Source organism: Escherichia sp. MOD1-EC6819 (assembly GCF_002965765.1).
Classification (GTDB): domain Bacteria; phylum Pseudomonadota; class Gammaproteobacteria; order Enterobacterales; family Enterobacteriaceae; genus Escherichia; species Escherichia ruysiae.
In genome coordinates this window covers 16276-32663 of sequence record NZ_PTRG01000006.1, presented here as the reverse complement: position 1 = coordinate 32663, position 16388 = coordinate 16276, and the positions used below count along the sequence as shown (strand labels likewise).

Here is a 16388-nt window from a genome sequence, read left to right as displayed (position 1 = left end):
GGGCACTAAGACCATGACCTTAAAAGAATTGTTAGTAGGTTTCGGCACCCAGGTTCGTAGTATCTGGATGATCGGCCTGCACGCGTTCGCCAAACGCGAAACGCGAATGTACCCGGAAGAGCCGGTCTATCTGCCGCCCCGTTATCGTGGTCGTATCGTTCTGACCCGCGACCCGGACGGCGAAGAGCGTTGCGTAGCCTGTAACCTCTGCGCGGTAGCCTGCCCGGTCGGCTGTATCTCGCTGCAAAAAGCAGAAACCAAAGACGGTCGCTGGTATCCGGAATTTTTCCGCATCAACTTCTCACGCTGCATTTTCTGTGGCCTGTGCGAAGAAGCCTGTCCGACCACGGCGATCCAGTTAACCCCGGATTTCGAAATGGGGGAATACAAGCGCCAGGATCTGGTTTACGAGAAAGAGGATCTGCTGATCTCCGGTCCGGGCAAATACCCGGAATATAACTTCTACCGGATGGCAGGTATGGCAATCGACGGCAAAGATAAGGGCGAAGCAGAGAACGAAGCCAAGCCTATCGACGTCAAGAGCCTGTTACCGTAAGGAGAGGGGCAATGGAGTTCGCTTTTTATATCTGTGGCCTGATAGCCATACTTGCGACCTTGCGAGTGATCACCCATACCAATCCGGTACACGCACTGCTGTACCTGATTATTTCGCTGCTGGCGATTTCCGGGGTGTTCTTCTCACTGGGCGCTTATTTCGCTGGTGCGCTGGAAATTATCGTCTACGCGGGTGCCATTATGGTGCTGTTCGTGTTCGTGGTGATGATGCTCAACCTGGGCGGTTCAGAAATCGAACAGGAACGCCAGTGGCTGAAACCGCAGGTGTGGATTGGTCCGGCAATTTTGTCGGCCATCATGCTGGTGGTGATTGTTTACGCCATCCTTGGTGTTAACGATCAGGGTATCGACGGTACGCCAATCAGTGCTAAAGCAGTGGGTATTACGCTGTTTGGGCCTTACGTACTGGCGGTGGAACTGGCTTCTATGCTGCTGCTGGCTGGTCTGGTTGTGGCCTTCCACGTCGGTCGTGAAGAGCGTGCGGGTGAAGTGCTGAGCAATCGTAAAGACGACAGCGCGAAAAGAAAAACGGAGGAGCGCGCATGATCCCCTTACAACATGGACTGATCCTCGCGGCAATCTTATTCGTTCTTGGCTTAACCGGTCTGGTTATCCGTCGCAATCTGCTGTTTATGCTGATTGGTCTGGAAATCATGATTAACGCCTCCGCGCTGGCCTTTGTGGTCGCCGGTAGCTACTGGGGCCAGACCGACGGTCAGGTGATGTACATTCTCGCCATCAGCCTCGCGGCGGCAGAAGCGAGTATCGGCCTTGCGCTGCTGCTGCAACTTCACCGTCGTCGCCAGAACCTGAACATCGATTCAGTAAGTGAGATGCGCGGATGAACATGCTTGCCTTAACCATTATTTTGCCATTGATTGGCTTCGTCCTGCTGGCGTTCTCCCGTGGACGCTGGTCTGAAAACGTCTCTGCGATCGTTGGCGTTGGCTCTGTGGGCCTGGCGGCGCTGGTGACCGCTTTTATCGGCGTCGATTTCTTCGCTAACGGCGAGCAGGCTTACAGCCAGCCGCTGTGGACGTGGATGTCGGTAGGCGACTTTAACATTGGTTTCAACCTGGTGCTGGACGGCCTGTCGCTGACTATGCTCTCGGTGGTTACCGGTGTGGGTTTCCTGATCCACATGTACGCTTCCTGGTATATGCGCGGTGAAGAGGGATACTCTCGCTTCTTCGCCTACACCAACCTGTTCATCGCCAGCATGGTGGTTCTGGTTCTCGCCGACAACCTGCTGCTGATGTACCTCGGCTGGGAAGGCGTGGGTCTGTGCTCCTATCTGCTGATCGGTTTCTATTACACCGATCCGAAGAATGGCGCAGCGGCAATGAAAGCGTTCGTCGTGACCCGTGTGGGTGACGTGTTCCTCGCTTTCGCGCTGTTCATTCTTTACAACGAACTGGGCACCCTGAACTTCCGCGAAATGGTGGAACTGGCACCAGCGCACTTTGCTGACGGCAATAACATGCTGATGTGGGCGACGCTGATGCTGCTGGGCGGTGCGGTCGGTAAATCTGCGCAGTTGCCGTTGCAGACATGGCTTGCCGACGCGATGGCTGGCCCGACGCCAGTCTCCGCGCTGATCCACGCCGCAACGATGGTAACAGCCGGTGTCTACCTGATCGCCCGTACCCACGGCCTGTTCCTGATGACCCCGGAAGTTCTGCATCTGGTGGGTATCGTGGGTGCGGTTACGCTGCTGCTGGCAGGCTTTGCCGCTCTGGTACAAACTGACATCAAACGTGTTCTCGCTTACTCCACCATGAGCCAGATTGGTTACATGTTCCTCGCGCTTGGCGTACAGGCATGGGATGCGGCGATTTTCCACTTGATGACCCACGCGTTCTTTAAAGCGCTGCTGTTCCTGGCATCCGGTTCCGTCATTCTGGCCTGCCATCACGAACAGAACATCTTCAAGATGGGCGGTCTGCGTAAATCTATTCCACTGGTTTATCTCTGCTTCCTGGTGGGCGGCGCGGCACTGTCGGCACTGCCGCTGGTCACTGCGGGCTTCTTCAGTAAGGATGAGATCCTCGCGGGTGCGATGGCTAATGGTCATATCAATCTGATGGTGGCAGGTCTGGTCGGTGCGTTTATGACCTCGCTTTACACCTTCCGTATGATTTTCATCGTCTTCCACGGAAAAGAACAAATTCACGCTCACGCCGTGAAAGGGGTAACTCACAGCCTGCCGCTGATTGTGCTGCTGATCCTTTCCACCTTCGTTGGCGCACTGATTGTACCGCCGCTGCAGGGCGTGCTTCCGCAAACGACGGAACTGGCGCACGGCAGTATGTTGACCCTGGAAATTACCTCTGGCGTGGTTGCGGTCGTCGGCATTCTGCTGGCTGCCTGGCTGTGGCTGGGTAAACGTACTCTGGTGACCTCCATCGCCAACAGTGCGCCGGGTCGCCTGCTGGGAACCTGGTGGTACAACGCCTGGGGCTTTGACTGGCTGTACGACAAAGTGTTCGTCAAGCCGTTCCTGGGTATCGCCTGGTTGCTGAAACGCGATCCGCTGAACTCAATGATGAACATCCCGGCTGTCCTTTCCCGCTTTGCAGGTAAAGGCCTGCTGTTAAGCGAGAACGGCTACCTGCGCTGGTATGTGGCATCCATGAGCATCGGTGCGGTCGTGGTGCTGGCACTGTTGATGGTACTGCGTTGAGTTGTTGGCTGAGTGAATATACCCGGCGTTGCGCCGGGTCTGTGAACTAAGAATAAATTTTAGGTAACTGTTCCTGAAGTACAGGCGTCATCGGCGAAGTCAGACCGGATACCGCCAGCGCACAGCAACCGGAGCGTACTTAAGTACGTGAGGATTGCGAGCACTGCCGGGATTCGGGCTGGCGAGTGAGATAGCCTGAGCAGGAGTAAATATAAGGGACATACTTAGCTATGTTATTACCCTGGTTAATACTAATCCCCTTTATCGGCGGCTTCCTGTGCTGGCAGACCGAACGCTTTGGCGTCAAGGTGCCGCGCTGGATCGCGCTGATCACCATGGGATTGACGCTGGCGCTGTCGCTGCAACTGTGGTTGCAGGGCGGTTATTCACTGACGCAATCCGCCGGAATTCCACAGTGGCAGTCTGAATTCGACATGCCGTGGATCCCGCGTTTTGGAATCTCTATCCATCTCGCCATTGATGGTCTGTCGCTGCTGATGGTCGTCCTGACCGGTCTGCTCGGCGTGCTGGCGGTACTTTGCTCGTGGAATGAGATCGAAAAATATCAGGGCTTCTTCCACCTCAACCTGATGTGGATCCTGGGCGGCGTTATCGGCGTGTTCCTTGCCATCGACATGTTCCTGTTCTTCTTCTTCTGGGAAATGATGCTGGTGCCGATGTACTTCCTGATCGCACTGTGGGGGCATAAAGCCTCTGACGGTAAAACGCGTATCACGGCGGCAACCAAGTTCTTCATTTACACCCAGGCGAGTGGTCTGGTGATGTTGATCGCCATCCTGGCGCTGGTTTTTGTTCACTACAATGCGACTGGCGTCTGGACCTTCAACTATGAAGAGTTGCTGAATACGCCAATGTCCAGCGGTGTGGAATATCTGCTGATGCTGGGCTTCTTCATCGCCTTTGCGGTGAAAATGCCGGTGGTTCCACTGCACGGCTGGCTGCCGGATGCGCACTCCCAGGCACCGACTGCCGGTTCCGTTGACCTCGCGGGGATCTTGCTGAAAACCGCCGCTTACGGTCTGCTGCGTTTCTCCCTGCCGCTGTTCCCGAACGCGTCGGCAGAGTTCGCGCCAATCGCTATGTGGCTGGGTGTTATCGGCATCTTCTACGGTGCGTGGATGGCCTTCGCTCAGACCGATATCAAACGTCTGATCGCCTACACCTCGGTTTCCCACATGGGCTTCGTGCTGATTGCTATCTACACCGGCAGCCAGTTGGCCTACCAGGGCGCGGTAATTCAGATGATTGCGCACGGCTTGTCGGCGGCGGGTCTGTTTATTCTCTGCGGTCAGCTCTATGAACGTATCCATACCCGCGACATGCGCATGATGGGCGGTCTGTGGAGCAAGATGAAATGGCTGCCAGCACTGTCGCTGTTCTTTGCGGTGGCAACGCTTGGGATGCCAGGCACCGGTAACTTCGTCGGCGAATTTATGATTCTGTTCGGCAGCTTCCAGGTTGTGCCGGTGATTACCGTTATCTCTACCTTTGGGCTGGTCTTTGCATCTGTTTATTCGCTGGCGATGTTGCATCGCGCTTACTTCGGTAAAGCGAAAAGCCAGATTGCCAGCCAGGAACTGCCAGGGATGTCGCTGCGTGAGCTGTTTATGATCCTGTTGCTGGTGGTGCTGCTGGTACTGCTGGGCTTCTATCCGCAGCCGATTCTGGATACCTCGCACTCCGCGATTGGCAATATCCAGCAGTGGTTTGTTAATTCCGTTACTACTACAAGGCCGTAAATCGCCATGACAATAACTCCACAAAACCTGATCGCACTGCTACCGTTGCTGATCGTCGGCTTGACGGTGGTGGTTGTGATGCTCTCCATTGCGTGGCGACGCAATCATTTCCTCAACGCTACGCTCTCGGTTATTGGGCTTAACGCGGCGCTGGTTTCGCTCTGGTTTGTCGGCCAGGCTGGCGCTATGGACGTTACGCCGCTGATGCGCGTTGATGGTTTCGCCATGCTTTATACCGGGCTGGTCCTGCTGGCGAGCCTCGCCACCTGTACTTTCGCCTACCCGTGGCTTGAAGGCTATAACGACAACAAGGACGAGTTCTACCTGTTGGTGTTAATTGCCGCGCTGGGCGGGATCTTGCTGGCGAATGCCAACCATCTGGCGTCTCTGTTCCTCGGTATCGAACTGATCTCTTTGCCGCTGTTTGGCCTGGTCGGTTACGCTTTCCGTCAGAAACGTTCGCTGGAAGCCAGTATCAAATACACCATCCTTTCTGCCGCAGCATCTTCTTTCCTGCTGTTCGGTATGGCGCTGGTGTATGCACAGTCTGGTGACCTGTCGTTTGTCGCGCTGGGTAAAAACCTCGGCGACGGTATGCTCAACGAGCCGCTGTTGCTGGCAGGTTTTGGCCTGATGATTGTCGGCCTCGGCTTCAAACTCTCTCTGGTTCCGTTCCACCTGTGGACGCCAGACGTATACCAGGGCGCGCCTGCGCCGGTTTCCACTTTCCTGGCGACGGCGAGTAAAATCGCTATCTTCGGTGTGGTGATGCGTCTGTTCCTTTACGCACCGGTGGGTGACAGCGAAGCGATTCGCGTGGTGCTGGCGATTATCGCCTTTGCCTCCATCATCTTCGGTAACCTGATGGCGCTGAGCCAGACCAACATCAAACGTCTGCTCGGTTACTCGTCTATCTCTCACCTCGGCTATCTGCTGGTGGCGCTGATTGCGCTGCAAACCGGCGAGATGTCGATGGAAGCGGTAGGGGTTTACCTGGCCGGTTATCTGTTCAGCAGCCTCGGTGCGTTCGGTGTGGTCAGCCTGATGTCCAGCCCGTACCGTGGCCCGGATGCTGATTCCCTGTTCTCTTACCGTGGTCTGTTCTGGCATCGCCCGATACTCGCGGCAGTGATGACGGTGATGATGCTGTCGCTGGCAGGTATTCCGATGACGCTGGGCTTTATCGGTAAGTTCTATGTGCTGGCTGTCGGTGTCCAGGCACACCTGTGGTGGCTGGTGGGCGCCGTGGTTGTCGGTTCGGCAATCGGCCTCTACTACTACCTGCGCGTGGCGGTGAGCCTGTACCTTCATGGTTCAGAACAGCCAAACCGTGATGCGCCGTCAGACTGGCAGTACACAGCAGGTGGTATCGTGGTGCTGATCTCTGCCCTGCTGGTTCTGGTGCTGGGTGTATGGCCGCAACCGCTGATTAGCATTGTGCGTTTGGCAATGCCGATGATGTGAGTCGTCAGTCAGTAAGCTGAGAAAGCCGCCGACATGTTCGGCGGTTTTTTTATGGTGCCCTGACACCATCACCCAACAATAACCGTCAGCGCATGATTCCCTTGCCGCAGCATACGTCGATACGCACTAATCAGTTTTTCCATATCAAGCATGATCGAAGCAAAGAGTTGCCCCTCTAACTCCTCTGAAAAGGTCACTCCCGGATAAATATCCATTTCATTGAGTCGCTTAATGGAAAACTGTTTACGCAGTTCATTTCGGTCGAGTGCCTCCAGTCGGTCAATAGTGGCGGCTAACTCCTGATTCCAGGTCAATCCCAGGAAACCATCGATGCCATCTTCGAGACTATGTTCACCGAGCACCGCACGACTCAGCGGATCATTCTTCGCTGGATCAAAAGCAGAGGTGCCCGTCAGGCCAAAATGTAAAAAGTCCCAGCGTTTATCAATATCCAGTCGCCTTGAGCCTGAAATCGTTTCATGAATATCGTCCATTAAAGATTTCTCATTAGACTCAATCAACTTGTTGGCCTTTTCTGAGTTAATTTCCGCAAAATACGCAATCATTCCCATCTTATTTCTCCCGTCAGATTTCCTTTTGCGCATCTTAAAACAGACGGGGGGAAATAAAATATACAAGCTGCTTTTTCTGGAGCCGCTTCGAGAAAATTTTATTATTTACTGTTGTACAACAAGGTTATAACACCATCCACCACCTGCGCCATTTTCTGATAGTTCAGTCTGTCTGCGGTATCACCGGGCAGGTGATATTGTTTATTACGATAAAAAGCGGTGTCTGTAATCATGACGGCGGGGATATCTTGCTGCCAGTAATTAAGATGGTCAGAGAAATCGACACCGGGAATAAAACCAGGACATAGGCGAGTCTGTTATTTATCACTATTAATGATAAATATCATGCTCAAATATATTGTTGGCTTGATAGATTTATATAAAAGTAGCCTGAGTCATTGGCTGATGAAACAGGGCGATTTTGCCCTGTTATCAATTAATTAAAAATTATACGTGAAACACCGCGAAATCGCTCGCCAGTTCTGTTGCCGGGAAAATTGCCCGGCACTCGCGTAATAAATGCTGACAGCCTTTATCATCATAGCGTGAGCTGACGTGAGTAATGATCAATTTGCCGACACCCGCCTCACGAGCCAGAGTCGCCGCCTGACGGCTTGAACTGTGCCCACGACTGTTGGCTTTGGCTTCCATCTCCATATCCAGCGTTGTTTCGTGAACCATTATGTCGACACCTTTAGCAAGATCGATTGCGGCATCGCAAGGGCCGGTATCACCGAAAATGGCGATTGATTTACCCGGTGTAGGCGCGGATAAGTAATCAGCGCCGTTAATCTGCCGACCGTCTTCCAGCGTGACTGTTTTGCCTTTTTTCAAATCCTGGAACAGCGGACCCGGTTGTACGCCGGCATCTTTTAACGCCTGGGCATTCAGCGCGCCTGGTTTATCATGTTCTTCAATACGATAGCCGTAACACTCCAGTGGATGTTCCATTGGATATGCCGTTACCTTGCGCAGGCCATCATCAACTATTTCTCCTGCCGTAATTTCAACAATTTCCAGCGGATAATCGGTCCATGAGCCGCTAATGCGTAACGCTGTCTCAACAAATTCGCGGATACCTTTCGGACCATAAATCGTTAATGGTTGCACAATGCCTGACATGGAACGACTGCATAGCAACCCGGGCAAGCCAAAAAGGTGATCGCCATGAAGATGGCTTATAAAAATCTTGTCCAGTTTTCCAGGGTTAAATGCCGTGTGCAACATCTGGTGTTGTGTACCTTCACCACAGTCAAATAACCAAAGCCCGGCTTGCGTCGGATGTTGCAGATTAAGCAATATGGCTGTGACATTACGTGTCCGGGTCGGAACACCTGCTGAAGTGCCTAAAAAAATTAATTCCATGAGTTCATCACGCTGCTGAAAATATTCCGGCTAGTATAAAGCAAACAGCACAAAGGAGCCTTCCATGATCGACTGGCAAGATCTGCATCATTCTGATTTATCCGTTTCTCAGCTTTATGCCTTATTACAACTGCGTTGTGCGGTATTTGTAGTGGAACAAAACTGTCCTTACCAGGATATCGATGGTGACGATCTGGAGGGAGAAAATCGCCACATTCTCGGTTGGCATAACGGGACACTGGTGGCGTATGCGAGGATTCTGAAAAGTGACGACGAACTGCAACCCGTCGTGATTGGTCGGGTGATTGTCAGCGAAGACTTACGCGGCGAAAAAATCGGTCAACAATTGATGAGTAAGGCGCTGGAATCGTGTACTCGCCACTGGCCGGAGAAGCCGATTTATCTGGGGGCGCAGGCGCATTTACAAAACTTTTATGGGCAATTTGGTTTCATCCCTGTGACCGATATTTATGAGGAAGATGGTATTCCGCATATCGGGATGGCGCGCGAGGTTATTCAGGCGTAATCGATAACCGTTGTCTATAGTTAGTGGCAGGTTTTACGCAAATGGAGAACGATAATGTCTAATCAGTTTGGTGATACACGTATCGATGACGACCTGACGTTGCTGAGTGAAACACTTGAAGAGGTACTACGTTCCTCTGGCGATCCCGCCGATCAAAAATATGTTGAGTTAAAGGCGCGTGCAGAAAAGGCGCTGGATGATGTGAAAAAAAGGGTAAGCCAGGCTTCTGACAGTTATTACTATCGGGCGAAGCAGGCGGTTTATCGCGCCGATGACTACGTCCACGAAAAACCCTGGCAGGGAATTGGCGTTGGCGCGGCTGTTGGACTGGTATTAGGACTGTTGCTGGCTCGCCGTTAAAACCTCCCTACACTGGGGTACTGCATTTTTTCTGTAGTACCCCGTATAATGTGAGGCTTTTAACAGGGAGAGGTCCGCGTGCAATCACTTACTACGGCGCTGGAAAATCTACTGCGCCATTTGTCGCAAGAGATTCCGGCGACACCCGGCATTCGGGTTTTCGACATTCCTTTCCCTCTCAATGACGCTTTTGATGCCTTAAGCTGGCAGGCCAGTCAGCAAACGTATCCGCAATTTTACTGGCAACAACGTAATGGCGATGAAGAAGCTGCCGTGCTGGGCGCAATCACCCGCTTTACGTCGTTGGATCAGGCGCAACGTTTTCTTCGTCAGTATCCGGAACACACCGACTTACGCATCTGGGGATTGAATGCGTTTGACCCGTCGCAGGGTAATCTACTTTTACCACGTCTGGAATGGCGACGCTGTGGCGGTAAAGCCACGCTACGGCTGACGCTATTCAGTGAAAATTCCCTTCAGCACGATGCAGTTAAGGCAAAAGAATTTATCGCCACACTGGCGAATATTAAACCTTTGCCCGCGTTACGTTTAACCACCACGAAAGAACAACACTGGCCGGACAAAACTGGCTGGACGCGATTAATCGAACTGGCAACGAAAACCATCGCTGAAGGTGAGCTCGACAAAGTGGTTCTTGCTCGGGCGACTGACCTGCATTTCGCAAGTCCGGTCAATGCGGCGGCGATGATGGCTGCCAGTCGTCGGCTCAATCTGAACTGCTATCATTTTTACATGGCCTTTGATGGCGAAAATGCTTTTCTTGGCTCAACGCCTGAGCGGCTATGGCGGCGGCGAGACAAAGCTCTGCGTACCGAAGCCCTGGCGGGAACGGTAGCAAATCATTCTGATGATAAGCAGGCGCAACAGTTGGGTGAGTGGCTGATGGCGGATGATAAAAACCAGCGCGAGAACATGCTGGTGGTGGAAGATATCTGCCAACGATTGCAGGCCGATACCCAGACGCTGGATGTGTTACCGCCGCAGGTACTGCGCCTGCGTAAAGTGCAGCATCTGCGCCGCTGTATCTGGACTTCACTCAACAAAGCGGATGATGTGATCTGTTTACATCAGTTGCAGCCAACGGCAGCCGTTGCTGGCTTACCGCGCGATCTGGCGCGGCAGTTCATCGCCCGGCACGAACCGTTCACCCGTGAATGGTATGCCGGTTCTGCGGGTTATCTCTCATTACAACAAAGCGAATTCTGCGTTTCCCTGCGCTCGGCGAAAATCAGTGACAATGTGGTGCGATTATATGCCGGAGCAGGCATTGTCCGAGGCTCAGACCCCGAGCAGGAGTGGCAGGAAATCGACAACAAAGCAGCAGGGTTGCGAACATTATTACAAATGGAATAGTAATGAGTCGCATCATTACCGATTCATATCAATAATCTATTTTTGTAGCTCCTTATACTTAGCCGCAATATTGATACCGGACAAACTCATGTCAGTAAGCGCATTTAACCGACGCTGGGCGGCGGTCATTCTGGAAGCATTAACGCGTCATGGCGTCAGACACGTCTGCATTGCCCCTGGCTCTCGTTCTACGCCGTTAACGTTAGCGGCGGCGGAAAATTCTGCATTCATCCACCACACCCATTTTGATGAGCGTGGGCTGGGGCATCTGGCACTGGGGCTGGCGAAGGTCAGCAAACAGCCGGTGGCGGTGATAGTGACTTCCGGCACGGCGGTGGCAAATCTCTACCCGGCACTGATTGAAGCGGGGTTAACCGGAGAGAAACTGATCCTCTTAACCGCCGATCGCCCGCCGGAACTGATTGACTGCGGCGCGAATCAGGCGATTCGCCAGCCGGGAATGTTCGCCTCTCACCCCATGCATAGCATTTCACTACCGCGTCCGACCCAGGATATTCCCGCTCGCTGGCTGGTATCCACCATCGACCATGCTCTCGGTACTTTGCATACTGGCGGAGTCCATATCAACTGCCCGTTTGCTGAACCGTTGTATGGCGAGATGGACGACACCGGGCTTAGCTGGCAACAACGTCTGGGCGACTGGTGGCAGGACGATAAACCGTGGCTGCGTGAAGCGCCTCGTCTGGAAAGTGAAAAACAGCGCGACTGGTTCTTCTGGCGGCAAAAGCGCGGTGTGGTCGTTGCGGGTCGCATGAGTGCGGAAGAGGGCAAAAAAGTCGCCCTGTGGGCGCAAACTCTTGGCTGGCCGCTGATTGGCGACGTACTGTCGCAAACCGGGCAGCCGCTGCCGTGTGCCGATCTCTGGTTAGGCAATGCCAAAGCGATCAGCGAGTTACAGCAGGCGCAGATTGTGGTGCAACTGGGGAGCAGCCTGACCGGCAAACGGTTACTGCAATGGCAGGCAAGTTGTGAGCCGGAAGAGTACTGGATTGTTGATAATATCGAAGGGCGACTCGACCCGGCGCACCATCGTGGACGTCGGCTGATTGCTAATATCGCCGACTGGCTGGAACTGCATCCGGCAGAAAAACGCCAGCCCTGGTGCGTTGATATCCCGCGTCTGGCTGAACAGGCAATGCAGGCGGTTGTGGCGCGCCGAGATGCATTTGGTGAAGCGCAACTGGCGCACCGCATCAGCGACTATCTGCCGGAACAGGGGCAACTGTTTGTCGGTAACAGCCTGGTGGTGCGTCTGATTGATGCGCTCTCGCAACTTCCGGCAGGTTATCCGGTTTACAGCAACCGTGGAGCCAGCGGTATTGACGGACTGCTCTCTACCGTCGCAGGTGTTCAGCGGGCGAGCGGTAAACCCACGCTGGCGATTGTTGGCGATCTTTCCGCACTTTACGACCTGAACGCACTGGCGTTACTGCGTCAGGTTTCCGCGCCGCTGGTATTAATTGTGGTAAACAACAACGGCGGGCAAATTTTCTCGCTGCTACCAACGCCGACAAGCGAGCGCGAGCGTTTCTATCTGATGCCGCAAAACGTCCATTTTGATCATGCTGCCGCGATGTTTGAGCTGAAATATCATCGCCCGCAAAACTGGCAGGAACTTGAAGCGGCGCTTGCCGACGCCTGGCGCACCCCGACCACCACCGTGATTGAGATGGTGGTTAACGACACCGATGGCGCACAGACCCTCCAGCAATTGCTGGCGCAGGTAAGCCATTTATGATCCTGCACGCGAAGGAAAAACACGGCAAGCCAGGTTTACCCTGGCTGGTTTTTCTGCACGGTTTTTCCGGTGATTGCCACGAATGGCAGGAAGTCGGCGAAGCGTTTGCCGACTACTCGCGGTTGTATGTTGATCTCCCAGGTCACGGCGGTTCGGCGGAAATTAGCGTCGATGGTTTTGATGATGTCACCGACTTACTGCGTAAAACCCTTGTTAGTTACAACATACTTAACTGCTGGCTGGTGGGGTACTCGCTTGGTGGACGCGTGACGATGATGGCGGCTTGTCAGGGGATGCCGGGGCTGAGTGGGGTTGTTGTGGAAGGCGGTCATCCGGGGTTGCAAAATGCTGAACAACGCACGGAACGTCAGCGTTCCGATCACCGTTGGGCGCAGCGTTTTCGCACAGAACCATTAACGGCAGTATTTGCCGACTGGTATCAACAACCAGTTTTTGCCTCGCTTAACGACGAGCAGCGCCGGGAACTGGTGACGCTGCGTAGCAACAATAATGGCGCAACCCTTGCCGCCATGCTGGAAGCAACCTCATTGTCCGTCCAGCCTGATTTACGTGCTAACCTTAGCGCCCGCACATTTGCGTTTTATTATTTATGTGGTGAACGTGACAGCAAATTCCGCGCTCTGGCGGCGGAACTGGCTGCTGACTGCCATGTCATTCCTCGCGCCGGACATAACGCGCACCGGGAAAATCCCGCTGGCGTAATCGCAAGTCTGGCGCAGATCTTGCGTTTCTGACTAAAGGACACAATATGATTTATCCTGATGAAGCAATGCTTTACGCACCGGTTGAATGGCACGACTGCTCCGAAGGTTTCGAGGACATTCGTTATGAAAAATCCACCGACGGTATCGCAAAAATCACCATTAATCGTCCGCAGGTGCGCAATGCCTTCCGTCCCCTGACGGTAAAAGAGATGATCCAGGCGCTGGCGGATGCGCGTTATGACGATAACATCGGCGTGATCATTCTGACTGGCGCAGGCGATAAAGCGTTCTGCTCTGGCGGCGATCAAAAAGTCCGTGGTGACTACGGTGGTTATAAAGATGACTCCGGCGTACATCACCTGAACGTTCTGGACTTCCAGCGCCAGATCCGCACCTGTCCGAAACCGGTTGTCGCGATGGTCGCTGGCTACTCTATCGGCGGCGGTCACGTTCTGCACATGATGTGCGATCTGACCATTGCGGCAGAAAACGCCATCTTCGGTCAGACTGGCCCGAAAGTCGGTTCCTTCGACGGCGGCTGGGGCGCTTCCTATATGGCGCGTATTGTCGGGCAGAAAAAAGCGCGTGAAATCTGGTTCCTGTGCCGTCAGTACGACGCAAAACAGGCGCTGGACATGGGCCTTGTGAACACCGTTGTGCCACTGGCGGATCTGGAAAAAGAAACCGTCCGCTGGTGCCGCGAAATGCTGCAAAACAGCCCGATGGCGCTGCGCTGCCTGAAAGCTGCGCTGAACGCCGACTGCGACGGTCAGGCAGGGCTGCAAGAGCTGGCGGGTAACGCCACCATGCTGTTCTACATGACGGAAGAAGGTCAGGAAGGTCGTAATGCTTTCAACCAGAAACGTCAGCCTGATTTCAGCAAATTTAAACGGAATCCGTAATGCGTAGCGCGCAGGTATACCGCTGGCAGATCCCCATGGACGCGGGGGTGGTTCTGCGCGACAGGCGGTTAAAAACCCGCGACGGGCTGTACGTTTGCCTGCGCGATGGCGGGCGCGAAGGGTGGGGAGAGATCTCCCCACTGCCGGGCTTCAGTCAGGAAACCTGGGAAGAGGCGCAAAGCGTGCTGCTTGCCTGGGTAAATGACTGGCTGGCAGGCGATTGCGAATTACCGCAAATGCCTTCCGTCGCCTTTGGCGTGAGCTGCGCGCTGGCAGAGCTTACTGATACGTTGCCGCAAGCAGCCAATTACCGTGCGGCACCGCTGTGTAACGGCGATCCGGACGATCTGATCCTCAAACTTGCCGATATGCCTGGCGAGAAAGTGGCGAAGGTCAAAGTGGGATTGTACGAAGCCGTGCGCGATGGCATGGTAGTGAATCTGTTGCTGGAAGCGGTTCCGGATCTGCATTTGCGTCTTGACGCGAATCGCGCCTGGACGCCGCTGAAGAGCCAGCAGTTTGCCAAATATGTCAATCCGGATTATCGCGACCGCATCGCTTTTCTCGAAGAACCGTGCAAAACACGCGATGATTCCCGCGCCTTTGCCCGTGAAACTGGCATTGCCATTGCCTGGGATGAAAGCCTGCGCGAGCCGGATTTTGCCTTTGTGGCGGAAGAGGGCGTGCGCGCGGTGGTGATCAAACCTACGCTCACGGGCAGCCTGGAGAAAGTACGCGAGCAGGTGCAGACGGCGCACGCGCTGGGGCTGACGGCGGTGATCAGTTCTTCCATCGAGTCGAGCTTAGGCTTAACGCAACTGGCGCGGATTGCGGCCTGGTTAACGCCAGACACCATTCCGGGTCTGGACACGCTGGATCTGATGCAGGCGCAGCAGGTTCGTCGCTGGCCGGGTAGCCCGCTACCGTTAGTGGAAGTAGATGCACTGGAGCGGCTGCTATGATCTTCTCTGACTGGCCGTGGCGTCACTGGCGGCAGGTGCGGGGAGATGCCATCGCCTTGCGTCTCAATGACGAGCAACTCAACTGGCGCGAGCTTTGTGCTCGCGTCGATGAATTAGCGTCGGGCTTTGCGGCGCAGGGCGTGGTTGAGGGCAGCGGCGTGATGCTGCGGGCGTGGAATACACCGCAAACGCTGCTGGCCTGGCTGGCGTTGCTGCAATGCGGTGCGCGGGTGCTTCCCGTCAACCCACAGCTTCCGCAGCCGTTGCTTGAGGAGTTGCTGCCCAATCTTACGCTGCAATTTGCGCTGGTGCCGGAAGGGGAGAACACCTTTCCGGCGTTAACGTCGCTGCAAATTCAGGCTGGAGAGGGCGCATATGCAGCTATGTGGCAGCCGACACGCCTGTGCTCAATGACGTTGACCTCTGGTTCTACCGGGTTGCCGAAAGCCGCTGTCCATACGTATCAGGCTCATCTTGCCAGCGCCGAAGGGGTGTTATCGCTGATTCCGTTTGGCGAGCACGATGACTGGCTGCTCTCTTTACCGCTATTTCACGTTTCCGGGCAGGGAATTATGTGGCGCTGGTTGTATGCTGGCGCGCGGATGACGGTACGCGATAAACAGCCGCTGGAGCAAATGCTGGCAGGCTGTACTCACGCTTCGCTGGTGCCGACGCAGCTCTGGCGTTTGCTGGTTAACCGTAGTTCCGTTTCCCTGAAAGCGGTATTGCTTGGCGGCGCGGCAATCCCGGTCGAATTGACGGAACAGGCACGCGAGCAGGGTATTCGTTGCTTTTGCGGCTATGGTCTGACCGAGTTTGCCTCCACGGTGTGTGCGAAAGAAGCCGACGGTCTGGCAGACGTCGGTTCGCCGCTGCCCGGTCGGGAAGTGAAAGTTGTTAACGATGAGGTATGGTTGCGCGCTGCCAGTATGGCAGAAGGTTACTGGCGTAACGGGCAACTGGTGTCGCTGCTCAATGATGAAGGCTGGTACGCTACGCGCGATCGCGGCGAGATGCATAACGGTAAACTGACCATTGTCGGGCGCTTGGATAATCTGTTCTTTAGCGGTGGCGAAGGTATTCAGCCGGAAGAGGTGGAGCGGGTTATTGCTGCGCATCCTGCGGTTTTGCAGGTGTTTATCGTCCCCGTTGCAGACAAGGAGTTTGGTCATCGCCCGGTAGCTGTGGTGGAGTATGACCAGGACAGCGTGGATCTTAGCGAATGGGTGAAAGATAAGCTGGCCCGTTTTCAGCAACCGGTGCGTTGGCTGACGTTGCCATCAGAACTGAAAAACGGCGGCATTAAAATTTCACGCCAGGCGTTGAAAGAGTGGGTTCAACGCCAGCAGTAATGGAACAT

Annotated in this window: 16 protein-coding genes and 1 pseudogene; 14 read left to right on the top strand and 3 right to left on the bottom strand. The window is 54.4% G+C overall.

Going from position 1 to position 16388, the window contains the following annotated elements; all coding sequences use genetic code 11:
* The first annotated feature begins 13 nt into the window (after window positions 1-13).
* From nuoI to nuoN, 6 genes are all read left to right on the top strand, one after another.
* The gene (gene nuoI, locus A7Z06_RS09880; RefSeq protein ID WP_000172749.1) at window positions 14-556 is read left to right on the top strand and encodes an NADH-quinone oxidoreductase subunit NuoI; all 543 of its coding nucleotides are present in this window, start codon (window positions 14-16) and stop codon (window positions 554-556) included.
* An 11-nt stretch (window positions 557-567) separates the two neighbouring features.
* On the top strand, window positions 568-1122 hold the full coding sequence (nuoJ, locus tag A7Z06_RS09875) for an NADH-quinone oxidoreductase subunit J (RefSeq protein ID WP_000393513.1): 555 nt from the start codon (window positions 568-570) through the stop codon (window positions 1120-1122).
* A complete protein-coding gene (nuoK, locus tag A7Z06_RS09870; RefSeq protein WP_000612644.1) occupies window positions 1119-1421 on the top strand; it encodes an NADH-quinone oxidoreductase subunit NuoK in 303 nt (100 codons plus the stop codon). Before nuoJ ends, nuoK begins: the two co-directional genes overlap by 4 nt.
* Window positions 1418-3259 carry an NADH-quinone oxidoreductase subunit L gene (nuoL, locus tag A7Z06_RS09865; protein ID WP_001056618.1) on the top strand — a complete coding sequence of 614 codons (1842 nt, stop codon included), beginning with the start codon at window positions 1418-1420 and terminating at the stop codon, window positions 3257-3259. Before nuoK ends, nuoL begins: the two co-directional genes overlap by 4 nt.
* 230 nt (window positions 3260-3489) lie before the next feature.
* On the top strand, window positions 3490-5019 hold the full coding sequence (nuoM, locus tag A7Z06_RS09860) for an NADH-quinone oxidoreductase subunit M (RefSeq protein WP_000926452.1): 1530 nt from the start codon (window positions 3490-3492) through the stop codon (window positions 5017-5019).
* 6 nt (window positions 5020-5025) lie between these two features.
* Window positions 5026-6483, top strand: coding sequence for an NADH-quinone oxidoreductase subunit NuoN (gene nuoN / locus A7Z06_RS09855; protein ID WP_000156703.1), 1458 nt, complete (start codon window positions 5026-5028; stop codon window positions 6481-6483).
* Between the two features lie 68 nt (window positions 6484-6551).
* Here the strand turns inward: nuoN and A7Z06_RS09850 are convergent, their stop codons facing one another.
* The 3 genes and pseudogenes from A7Z06_RS09850 to rbn form a co-directional block, all read right to left on the bottom strand.
* Entirely contained in the window at window positions 6552-7055 is a 504-nt protein-coding gene (locus A7Z06_RS09850) for a YfbM family protein (protein WP_085460970.1), read from the bottom strand.
* Between the two features lie 101 nt (window positions 7056-7156).
* A pseudogene (locus A7Z06_RS09845) lies at window positions 7157-7357 on the bottom strand (M28 family peptidase); the annotation flags it as partial.
* Between the two features lie 145 nt (window positions 7358-7502).
* Complete coding sequence (gene rbn / locus A7Z06_RS09840; RefSeq protein ID WP_000419107.1) at window positions 7503-8420, bottom strand: ribonuclease BN; 918 nt, start codon at window positions 8418-8420, stop codon at window positions 7503-7505.
* Window positions 8421-8484: 64 nt separating this feature from the next.
* On the opposite strand from rbn, the gene A7Z06_RS09835 reads away from it, so the two are divergent.
* From A7Z06_RS09835 to menE, 8 genes are all read left to right on the top strand, one after another.
* A complete protein-coding gene (locus A7Z06_RS09835; RefSeq protein WP_000568143.1) occupies window positions 8485-8946 on the top strand; it encodes a GNAT family N-acetyltransferase in 462 nt (153 codons plus the stop codon).
* Window positions 8947-9000: 54 nt separating this feature from the next.
* The gene (gene elaB, locus A7Z06_RS09830; RefSeq protein ID WP_000070621.1) at window positions 9001-9306 is read left to right on the top strand and encodes a stress response protein ElaB; all 306 of its coding nucleotides are present in this window, start codon (window positions 9001-9003) and stop codon (window positions 9304-9306) included.
* Window positions 9307-9384: 78 nt separating this feature from the next.
* On the top strand, window positions 9385-10680 hold the full coding sequence (gene menF / locus A7Z06_RS09825; RefSeq protein WP_105279410.1) for an isochorismate synthase MenF: 1296 nt from the start codon (window positions 9385-9387) through the stop codon (window positions 10678-10680).
* Between the two features lie 88 nt (window positions 10681-10768).
* Window positions 10769-12439 carry a 2-succinyl-5-enolpyruvyl-6-hydroxy-3-cyclohexene-1-carboxylic-acid synthase gene (menD, locus tag A7Z06_RS09820; protein ID WP_010347584.1) on the top strand — a complete coding sequence of 557 codons (1671 nt, stop codon included), beginning with the start codon at window positions 10769-10771 and terminating at the stop codon, window positions 12437-12439.
* On the top strand, window positions 12436-13194 hold the full coding sequence (gene menH, locus A7Z06_RS09815) for a 2-succinyl-6-hydroxy-2,4-cyclohexadiene-1-carboxylate synthase (protein ID WP_000600456.1): 759 nt from the start codon (window positions 12436-12438) through the stop codon (window positions 13192-13194). Before menD ends, menH begins: the two co-directional genes overlap by 4 nt.
* 14 nt (window positions 13195-13208) lie before the next feature.
* The gene (gene menB / locus A7Z06_RS09810) at window positions 13209-14066 is read left to right on the top strand and encodes a 1,4-dihydroxy-2-naphthoyl-CoA synthase (protein WP_000640000.1); all 858 of its coding nucleotides are present in this window, start codon (window positions 13209-13211) and stop codon (window positions 14064-14066) included.
* Window positions 14066-15028 carry an o-succinylbenzoate synthase gene (menC, locus tag A7Z06_RS09805; protein ID WP_001255576.1) on the top strand — a complete coding sequence of 321 codons (963 nt, stop codon included), beginning with the start codon at window positions 14066-14068 and terminating at the stop codon, window positions 15026-15028. The genes menB and menC overlap by 1 nt, the downstream gene beginning before the upstream one ends.
* Window positions 15025-16380 (top strand): o-succinylbenzoate--CoA ligase, encoded by a 1356-nt coding sequence (gene menE, locus A7Z06_RS09800; protein WP_000577540.1) that lies wholly within the window; start codon window positions 15025-15027, stop codon window positions 16378-16380. The genes menC and menE overlap by 4 nt, the downstream gene beginning before the upstream one ends.
* Window positions 16381-16388: the final 8 nt, after the last annotated feature.